We start from the raw sequence: 10,662 nt of genomic DNA on the forward strand, positions 1-10,662 counted from the left end.
AAAAGGGATATATTAATGTAGGATCTTCTTTCAAAAGTTCTGCTAACAACAATAATTGCGGAAAAGGTCATAAGATTAACTCTTTATCCAGCAACCCCTTTTGTTCTCAAATCATTCCGTCTCCTCGCATAAAAACCGCCCTAATTTCTATTCCCTACAATTTTATATAAAATCAATATTATAAAGTAGGATTCAACAACTTCTTACAGAATTCTATATTTAATACATATTGGACGGATTATTTTCAAATTCCTCTATAAAAAAAGGAGGTCATACAATTGTGAAATTTGTACAAGAACGAAGATTAACTGTCAAGACAACTTTTTCAAAAGAATACAAGATTTTTATTTTTGGTTTACTCATTTCACGAATCGGGGATTCACTATATACTTTTGCACTGCCTTGGATTGCCTATCAATTAACTGGTTCAGCTGTAATTATGAGTTCTTTATTTGCTGTTAACGTATTGCCAATCGTTTTATTTGGCCCTTTAGTTGGTGTACTAGTTGATCGATATGATCGAAAAAAGTTACTTTGGATGGCGGATATTACCAATATTATTTTAGTAAGTCTCGTACCAATTTTACATGCATTACATCTATTAGAAGTCTGGCATTTATACGTAATTACTTTTATCTTAGCAGTTATGTCCATGCTTTTTGATGTAACAACAGTTACAGTCATTCCACACATCGCAGGTGCATCATTAACGAAGGCTAATTCTTTATATCAAATGGTTAATCAATTGGCTAGTTTGTTTGGTCCAATCATAGCTGGGCTTTTCATATCTTTTATTGACGGCTTTCAAGTACTTTGGATTAATGTTCTTTCATTTATTGCTACATTAATTGCTGTGATTATATTACCTTCTATGAAAAACTTAAATAAAAAGAATACTGATAAAAAAACATTGCAAAATGTACTAAATGATTTGTTTGATGGATTTAAATGGCTGAAAAATGATCGGTTAAATATAGCTTTGTCACTTCAAGCAATGGTAGGTAACTTTGGAGCAAGTGCTGTTTTAGGTATACTTATGTATTATTTATTGTCGACATTAAATCTTACCTCCGCACAAAGTGGCTATAATTATACTTTAATAGGAATAGGTGGGCTTTTAGGAAGCTTAATTGCCGTTCCTTTAGAAAAGAAATTTCGACGTGGTGTACTTATTCCTTTACTCCTATTTTTGGGAGCGCTTGGATTAACATTTGCTTTGTGGAGTACATATTGGCTCGCTCCCGGAATTGCTTTCGGAATCGCGATGACATGTAATATCACATGGAATACGATTGTTACATCAATTCGGCAGGAAACTGTTCCATCCAATTTGCAAGGACGTGTTTTAGGTTTTTCTCGTGTACTTACACGATTATCTATGCCGTTGGGGGCATTAGTAGGTGGAATTATTTCAGCCTACAATCCTGTATTTATATTTGCTTTAGCTGCTTTTACTAAAATAATTGAAGTATTTATTGCCTTATGTAGTCCGATACGAAAACTGTAAAGAGGAAAATTTATATATTTTGAGATATTAATAAAATAAAAAAGGCATAAAACATGCCTTTTTTATTACTTATTTGTTTATTGGATAACAAACTTCTGTAACCCACTTATTAGGATCCGATTCCATCGCTGGGCTCACATGATAAATATTAAACATCGGGCCTGCTAATTTGTAACCTTCTGTCTCAATCCACTTTGCCGCAGCCTCATTTACAGCTGTCATCTGTTCATAACTTCCATTAACTGTTATAGAAGCTACATTAGTCGATTCCATATTTTTAAATGTAACGTCTTTTGTATTTTCGTGCTTACCTAGAATACTTAGCTGTATTTCTATATCTACATCATTTTCTTTGTATTCACGATCATGGAAAACCGCAATACTATAACTCGGTTGGGCAATACTAATATTTTTCATTTGAATTTCTTGCATTAATACACTCCATAAATCACCTTCGCAATTATACGATGGAATAATCTTTCTAACACTAGCTACAGTTCTTTCTGGAATTTCTTTTATTGAAACATGATAATTCATCTCAACAACATCCTCTCTCATCGTTTTCATTGAGTCTTCGAGGAGACGTAATTGTTTTTGGAGGTTATTCATGTCTTCTTTAATTTGAGCACTACGATTTAAAAATTGCTCTTTTATGCTATCTATATTATCGCATTCTATTATTTCTTTGATGGTAGCAATATTAAACCCCATAGCTTTTAATGTTTGAATTTGATTTACCTTTTTTAATTGGTCAGCTGAATAAAATCGATATCCACTCTGCTCATCGACTTTTACTGGTTGTAATAATTCCACTTTATCGTAGTGTCTCAACATACGTATACTAATGGAAGATAGTTTCGAAAAATCCCCTATTTTAAACATGATTTCCTCCTATAAGTTACATCTACTTTGAAGCTCAACTTTATCTTAAACAATGACATTGTGTGAGGGTCAACTGTTTATAACGTTTGAATTATATTTCTTTAATTATTTACCCTTATACACTCTTCTGTCTTATACCTATAAAGATTGATAATAATCCGTTCACAGCTAATAAAATTACTATAATACTTGTAAGTAAACCTACATCTGCCGCAAATATTTTTATCGTACGCCATGGTGAGCTTGTACAATAAGTAAGAAGTGGGATGAAAATAATAGATAATAGTAGGAATAGAGTCCCTACGAATAACCAAGTTAATTTTTTTACAGTTTTCTTATGTTTATATTTTTTAATTAACATAATTGATGAAATGAAAAGCGCGAGTATAACTGTAGACATAACAATTTGTGTAAATGGTATGCTTTTATGGGGATCAACCGGTTCTTCTTCATTCAAAATATTAATAATCCCCTTTTTTAATACTGAAAGTGCTGGTTCTTCTAATACATGATTTTTATTTGTTAAAATCACACCACCCCAGCCACTTTTATTTAAAGTAAATATTTCTGTACGAGCATCGGGCGTTGATCCTGAATGCCAAATCATCGTTTCGCTTTCATTTATACTTGTTGTTCTTAATCCAAAACCATAGCTTTTTTCTGAATTTATGTTATAAAGTGGTGTAAGATAAAGGTCGATGTTTTCTTTCTTTAAAAATTGAGTATCTTCTTGTCGATTCAAAAACATAATAAATTGAATCATATCTTCCAAATTTGCGGTAATATAACCATACGGTGCCCCGGCATTATCATAGGACACTACACTTTTTCTTGGTATGCCAAACCATGACTGATAACCTGTTAAATAGCCTTTTTCATATGCAGTTTCTTTACTTGCTGCCGCACCATTCATATTTAATAGCTGAAAAACATGTTTTTCCATATATGAGGAATATGTATCATTTGTAATTTCCTCAATAAGTGCACCTAAAACAATATAATTCGCATTACTATATTGATATTTTTCTCCTGGTAGAGCAGTTAATTTTACATTTGAAAGTCTCATTACATTTTCTTTTAATGCTGTAGAACTTTTGGATTGCTTATCTGATATTAATAAGCCTTCATATGTGTTTATTCCGCTTGTATGAGTTAAAAGGTGTTGGATTGTTATAGATGAGGATATTTGAGAATCTTTTAGTTTAAACCAAGGAAGATGTTGTTGAACTGAATCCTCTAATTTTATCTTTTTGTCTTCTATTAATTTCACTATAGCTAAAGCTGTTAAAGATTTGCTTATTGATCCGATTGCAAATGGTGTTTTACTAGTTATTTTTTTTTCAGATTCCCCAGTAATCCCCCACGTTTTAGTGAAGAATACATCTTTATTATGTACAATTGCAACAGCAGCCCCTGGAATATTCTGTTCTTTTATAAATTTTTCAATATACTTATCTAAAGTAGCTTTAATATCTTGCTGAGCATATGATTTTGGATGAATGATACATAATACTATTACATTACAAAGAATATAGATTTGAAATAGTTTATAGATAGTTTTCTTCATTATACTTTAGATAGCTTTCTTTTTTTATAACTTACTAAGCTAATAAACACTACTACAGAGAGCATAAAGCTAATCATTATTAATAAAACGTTCCACCATTGATTCTCTGATATGCGATATAAAATATTATAATTAAATGTATTTTTGCTATTAGTTGAATTAAATGATTCAGTTAAAAATATTGAAAATGTAGTTTGCGAGATGAGGTAAGTAATAAATGCGATGAATATGCCACGTAAGATAAATGTGTTGAATTTTCCTTTTTCATTTTGAAGTTGTTTCATTTTAACTTGTAAATCAATTTCATTTATTTCTATAAAATCTTTAACAAATAATTGAGGGGTACCTAAATCATCTATACTGTCTTCACCATGTTCACGACACTCTTGAATATGTTCTAATATTTGTCGCTTAATATTTTCCCTTTCTTCTAAACTAATATCGTATTGCTTTAATTCCTTAAGTACGTCTCTTAAAAATTGCTTTTCTTTACCTATCAATTTATTCCTCATTTCAGAAGGTCTCCTTTCAAACCGCTTTTTAATAATGTTTGAATGTCCAATTGCAATTCTAACCACTCATTAATTTTCTTCTCAAGACGTATTTTCCCATTTTCATTAATTTCATAATAAATCCTTACTTTACCACTGTCTGTTACCTCTTGATAAGTATTAACCCACTCTTGATTTTTCAACTTAGTTAAAATAGGATAAATACTTCCTACTCCTTTCAATTTTAAATTGTTTATTTCAAGTTCTTTCATAATCTCATAACCATAACTTTTCTTTTTCGACAAAATAGATAATACACACATTTCTAAATGACCTTTAATTAAACTTGTTCTATCCATAGGATAAATTTAACAGAAATATATACTTCATTCAAGTATATATTTCTGTTAAATTTAAAAAATCAGACAATGAAAAATAGATTAATAAACAAAATATATCACTTACGAACCGTTTTCAACCTTAATTTTAGCTTTTATAATATAATAATTACATAATATATTAATCGTTTATCACTATTAGTTTTTTATCTCTCCTTCCATATTACTTCTTTTCTTATCGAAAAATATTGTATGGAGACATAAAAATACTAAAAGATCCAATTTCTTAATTTTGATATTAAGAAATTGGATCTTCTTTCATTACCTTCATTACCTTGTATTAATTATACTGCGCTAATATATACATTATAAAGAATATATGTTTTATTAATTTATATTAATAAAATTTACTGATTACTCTCAAGACATTCATAAACCGCCATCATATCTCGTTTATCCAACTCACGTATGCGATTAAAAATTGATATTTGCGCAACAGCTTCTGTTAATAAGCTTTCATCCACAACATCACTTACTTTTCCAGTTAACCACGTTTGTACATCCACGCCCTCAACAACTTCTTTTAACCCTTCGTCATTAATACCACTTGCATTACAAGTTACACATGGAATTGTTAGTTTAAAGACACCATCATGTAGATTATCTTCGGTTATCACTTTCTTACCTTTACAAAATGGACATGGATTACTTTTTTTAATTTTATTAATTTGAGTAACTAATTTTTTGTATCCAAACGCTTCGTATACATACGTAAGTTTTTTATATTTACCATTTGTGAAATACTTATCTATAATGGCTTCTCTCGTTTCATAAACATTAGGGAAATCACAAACAGTTACCTGATTATTAACACTAATGGATTCGATATTTCCTTTTATTTCGCTCCAGAATGGTAAGACATTTTGTAACACCATTTCATAGTTTGAAAAGCTTGCTTGTTCTAATTCAAACATTTTCAATGCAACTTGTGCTTTTCTTGGCAATAAAGAAACATCTTCCGTCAATACCATATCGCCACCAACAATAGACTTCAATTTAACAAGTGCCGGTAAATCACCAACTGTTTTCAATACTTTATTAATAGGCTGATTGATTATTTCACGAATATCTACGTTACCAAATTTAAGTGGCTTATGATGATTTAAAACCGTCCCCTCACAAATTGGACATTTCATCATTTTTTTTGAACTCTTAATTTCTTCTTTAATAGGTGCTTTTGAAATAACAATATATCCACCAATAATTGTATTAAATCCTACCCATGTTCTGCGTGTCTTTCCTTTTTTATCATAAAATGATTTTTCAAAATATCCGTACCAAAACGTATGCTTTTCTTCTTCTGACATATCATTATAGCTCTTTGACAAATCGTGACCAAGCTCATTTTTTATTTCTTCGAATAGAAATTCTATTTTTTCATGCTGATAAAATTTTAATACCTTCATGATTTCTGGATCGAATAGCCCATCCCAAAATGGAACACTTTTATCTTGAATGGCAATATCTTTATCAAAAACTTCAATTTGAAGACGTCCAGAACAAGATGAACAATGATTGTCCTGTGAATAGAAATCAAAACTTCCCGTATCTTTATTAATTGGATGAGCAGCTACAATATGATTAATTAATCCACCAATCTCATATAAGAAACTATATTGACTATATAAATGTCTTTCAAGATCAATAGCAATAACAGGTGCGATTGTATCAGATTCATATTCACCATAAATTAACCTAGCCATTGATGATAAACTTTTTAAAATACCGCCCTTATAAACATTTTCGGCATTTTTAAAATAGTTAATATGATTTTCTTCTAAATAGTGAACTCCTTTTTTCTGCTTAAGCATTGAAGAGATATTTATTTTCTTTGTGCTATTCACATTACTTTTTTGACGATAGTAATCCTCATGATTAACAACATCCAAATGCTCTACAGATTCATTCTGCCTTTTTCCAAAATCAACTATATAATCAGAGCTTTCTAACATGTAACGATTATGCTCAATCATAATGATAGAAACTGATTCATCTTGCAGAATACCTCTAATACTATCGATAAATTGATTTAAAATATTTTGTGATAAACCTTTTGAAGGCTCATCAAAAATGAATAATGTATGTGGATTTCTAGTGTTTGCAAATAATTCCGAAACTAAATGAACACATTGAAACTCACCTGTCGATAATGTTTGTGTTTTTCTCTCTAATGTTAAATAGCCAAGTCCTAATTTAATTAGTAGGCTCAAACGTTTATAAGCGATATCTTCATTTGGAAGTTCATCAATAATATCCTCAATCGAGCGCTCAAAAATATCATCAATGTCTTCACTATACTTTGTCAGTTTCTTTTTAATATCTAGGAAAGTTGCTACAGTTGATCGACTTGTAATTGATTGATTTCGGTCTTGTCCTACCATAACTAATTTATCTTTTGGATATCGTTTCAAAAAATCTGTAGCTAGACATTCGTTGACAAGTGTAGATTTCCCACATCCTGATTCTCCTGTAACTGTTACAAGCCTGTTTTTAGGAATTTGAAACTCAGCTATTTGGATATTACGGCAATATAAATCATAGAATGTATAAAATTCTGTTGGTATTTCTTTATTTCCATCCCACAGTATTGACTTTGGTCTTGGTGATTCTTCCACAATTTTCCCGCCATATTTTCCGCTACCAGGTCCAAAGAACAATTGCTCATCAGATGTATCTAGTACTGTATCTGAATGATCAATAAGCCAAATTTGATTTTTACACCCTAATCGTTTAATCTCTTCTAAAATTTGTAATAAAGTTTCATGATCAAGTCCAACTGAAATCTCATCAATAATAATTACAGCATTTTCACTTACTGCCATGAATTCGGCCAAATAAAGTCGTGTTAACTCTCCACCTGATAACGTACCCATAATTCGATTTAATGTTAAATAACCAATGTTCATATTAATAATATTTTGCAGTATATGCTGTTTTTCTTCACTAATATTTAACTCTTTTGCTAGTGAAAGAATAGATTCAATACTTAAATCATTAATATTTGAGATTGAATGTGGCTTGTCCAGCAAATTAATTTCATGTTGTTCAATTTCTTCACTATAACGTTTTCCCTTACATTTTTTACACTCAACATTTTTTGTAGTACCACGGCCTTTACAACCAGTACACCAGCCTAATTGATTATTAAATGAAAAGACCTCTGGAGAAAGATTAAATACTTCAGCAAGTTTTTCCCGAACCTCTGTAAAAACACCAGTATGAGTACCAATCGTTGAACGCGGATTAGACGAAATCGATGATTTTCCTAGAAAAAGTACTAAAGGCATTTCTTCCATCTTAATGGCACTAAAATTTGTTTCCATAATGTTAGGAAATAAATATTGATATTCAGCCTTTGGTAATAAAGAAACTAATCGTTTTTTTGATTCTTCACCAATTGTTTGGCAAAAAGTTGTTTTACCCGATCCAGATAAACCAGCAATTCCAAACGATTTATTAAACGGTATAGTTGCATCTAATTTATTTATGTTATTAGCAATTAATTGATTTACTTTCATATTAACCTCTATTCTTATTTATTCACAAAAGCATTTTTACAATATAATAATTACATAATGAATATTACCTATTATGCAATTATCCTCTCACTTCATGAATCTTATCCTTGTATATTTCAAACCACTGTTGCCATTCATCTTTAGAAAATTCTTTCTCTTCTCCTTCTAAAACGAAAGAAAAAAGATTTAAACAAATATGCCAACCAGCTACATCTCTCGGTGTATGATCTGTTAATTCATGAATGTACTCTTTAAGAAGTAAAAGAGTACCATTTTCCTCATTATGTATTTCAAATCTGACACGGTCTTTATCCCAAGTAAATTCAAGTATTGAGTTTAGTTGACACTCTAAAATATCAATATTTATGAATGAACCGTCCATCATGTCGAACTTTATTATTCCAGCAGTTTTAAGGCTTTCAATCTGTAAATTGGGCATCCATTTTTTCAGCTTACTGTTTTCTGTTAATACAGACCAAACTTCTTCTGCCGTATATGGAAATTGGCGTTCAAATTTTACAATATATCCATCAGTTAGTTTCCTAATTTCAGCTATCATTTTGATTGTCTCCTTATATAGAATATATGTTCCCATTTCATTTTACACGAATATAAATATAAAATAAATATTTATGTCAACGAAGTGTTAATTTAAAGTGAATGGTGCTGAGAAAAACTTAAATATTTTCTAAATCGAGTTATATAATATTGAAAATTAAATATAGATTTATGTACAAATAAAAAAGCCGCATTTGCGACTTATGAAATCATAGGATTAACTCCTTTTTTGTTGAATGATTAGCGCTTAATCGCATCGACAATTAGCGATGGAAAACCAAGTTTATCGCCTTTATTTCTAGAATCATACCTTTTCGAACGGAAAATAACACCGTCGTTTGCATCCCATTCGTTGTAATAAAACCGACCATTTTCATCACAATATTCAAGTAAAACTACCTCGAATCCAGCAGTTTCAAACATTTTCGTTAATGTTATATAATTATGAACGATTTTATGACTTGCTGCTGGATGATCTTTCGGACCGGGGCCCCCTATTTGAACTATATTTTGATATGCCTCATCCTGAAAGAATGCATCAGGGACTCCGCACCGAATATGACCAGATGGTTTTAAAAATTCATAACAAATTTCAGCTGCTCTTACACCTTCTTCAAAAGTAAGGTGTTCCCATACATGCTCAGCTAAAATAGCTGAAATAGAGTTGTATTCAAATCTTCCTTCCCACGTAGCTTTATCTAGTAAGTTAAGTTCATCTTCTTGCGTTTGAATCCAACCTGGATTATTATTAAACACTCCAGCTCCGACAACTACTTTAATTTCGTCTTGTTTTATTGCCACCATGTTCACCTCTTGAATATTTTAATTCATTAACATATTCTATGTTTACTATTATCCTTCCTCCTTCAACAAATTTAGTAACATGAGTCCAGTACAATACCGAACTCATGTCCTAAAAACTCTCTAACGCAACGATCTGTCTAACTCTATAAAATTAGTTCATAATATACGATTTTTCTTATAGAAATATAGCACAGCAAACATTAGCATAATACCAATTACGTAAAAAATTGTTGTTCCACTCCCACCAGTATTAGGAATTACCCAGTTATTCTTCGCATTTTTCACTGTTATTTTTTGTGTCTTTACTGCTTCTGTAATTTCTATTTCTATTGGATCTCTAAGTAACATGTATCCGTTCGGTGCTTTTATTTCTTTAATCGTATACTTTCCAATTGCTAATTGGTTGGAAATCACCTTTCCTTTTTCATCCGTTATTAATCTACTAACTTCTTTCCCTTCTTTATCTAACACTTGAAATACAGCGCCTTTTAGCTTTAATTCACTATCCATATCATCAACTTTTTCAATTTCAAATTGCCCAGTCGGATCTGGCAATTTCTTATTTCCTATTTTAATTTCTACTACTGCATCTTTTTCTATTTTTACAGTTATTTTTTCTTTTAATAATTCGTAACCTTTAGGTGCTCCTACTTCCACTAAGGTATAGTTTCCTTTTGGTAAGTCTTTTGATATTACTTCTCCTTCTTCATTTGTTACTAGTTCTCCAACTATTTTTCCTTTTGAATCTTCTATATGAAACTTTGCCCCTGCTAGTTTTTTATTTTTATCACTTATGTCTACTTTCACAAGCTTCATTTTCCCCATTGGATCTGGCAATTTCTTATTTCCTATTTTAATTTCTACTACTGCATCTTTTTCTATTTTTACAGTTATTTTTTCTTTTAATAATTCGTAACCTTTAGGTGCTTCTACTTCC

9 protein-coding genes are annotated in these 10,662 nt (G+C 30.6%); 1 reads left to right on the forward strand and 8 read right to left on the reverse strand.

Annotated features, from left to right (window positions below):
• The first annotated feature begins 280 nt into the window (after positions 1–280).
• On the forward strand, positions 281–1,507 hold the full coding sequence (locus MR107_RS20280) for an MFS transporter (RefSeq protein WP_000673895.1): 1,227 nt from the start codon (positions 281–283) through the stop codon (positions 1,505–1,507).
• Between the two features lie 69 nt (positions 1,508–1,576).
• On the opposite strand, the gene MR107_RS20285 is transcribed toward MR107_RS20280, so the two are convergent.
• The 8 genes from MR107_RS20285 to MR107_RS20320 all read right to left on the reverse strand — a co-directional run.
• On the reverse strand, positions 1,577–2,389 hold the full coding sequence (locus MR107_RS20285) for a MerR family transcriptional regulator (protein WP_097987321.1): 813 nt from the start codon (positions 2,387–2,389) through the stop codon (positions 1,577–1,579).
• A 115-nt stretch (positions 2,390–2,504) separates the two neighbouring features.
• Positions 2,505–3,956, reverse strand: a complete 1,452-nt coding sequence (locus tag MR107_RS20290) for a serine hydrolase domain-containing protein (protein ID WP_000751427.1) — start codon at positions 3,954–3,956, stop codon at positions 2,505–2,507.
• The gene (locus MR107_RS20295) at positions 3,956–4,468 is read right to left on the reverse strand and encodes a DUF1700 domain-containing protein (RefSeq protein WP_001244707.1); all 513 of its coding nucleotides are present in this window, start codon (positions 4,466–4,468) and stop codon (positions 3,956–3,958) included. Before MR107_RS20295 ends, MR107_RS20290 begins: the two co-directional genes overlap by 1 nt.
• Positions 4,465–4,806 carry a PadR family transcriptional regulator gene (locus tag MR107_RS20300; RefSeq protein ID WP_000376286.1) on the reverse strand — a complete coding sequence of 114 codons (342 nt, stop codon included), beginning with the start codon at positions 4,804–4,806 and terminating at the stop codon, positions 4,465–4,467. Before MR107_RS20300 ends, MR107_RS20295 begins: the two co-directional genes overlap by 4 nt.
• Before the next feature lie 386 nt (positions 4,807–5,192).
• Positions 5,193–8,363 (reverse strand): ATP-binding cassette domain-containing protein, encoded by a 3,171-nt coding sequence (locus MR107_RS20305; RefSeq protein ID WP_242292642.1) that lies wholly within the window; start codon positions 8,361–8,363, stop codon positions 5,193–5,195.
• A 79-nt stretch (positions 8,364–8,442) separates the two neighbouring features.
• Positions 8,443–8,922 carry an SRPBCC family protein gene (locus MR107_RS20310; protein WP_242292643.1) on the reverse strand — a complete coding sequence of 160 codons (480 nt, stop codon included), beginning with the start codon at positions 8,920–8,922 and terminating at the stop codon, positions 8,443–8,445.
• Between the two features lie 239 nt (positions 8,923–9,161).
• Complete coding sequence (locus MR107_RS20315; RefSeq protein WP_000225731.1) at positions 9,162–9,725, reverse strand: class I SAM-dependent methyltransferase; 564 nt, start codon at positions 9,723–9,725, stop codon at positions 9,162–9,164.
• A gap of 156 nt (positions 9,726–9,881) precedes the next feature.
• Positions 9,882–10,662 (reverse strand): SpaA isopeptide-forming pilin-related protein (locus tag MR107_RS20320; protein ID WP_242292644.1); only part of this gene is annotated, 781 nt, incomplete at its 5' end.

This window comes from Bacillus cereus group sp. BfR-BA-01441 (assembly GCF_022663075.1).
Lineage (GTDB): Bacteria > Bacillota > Bacilli > Bacillales > Bacillaceae_G > Bacillus_A > Bacillus_A cereus.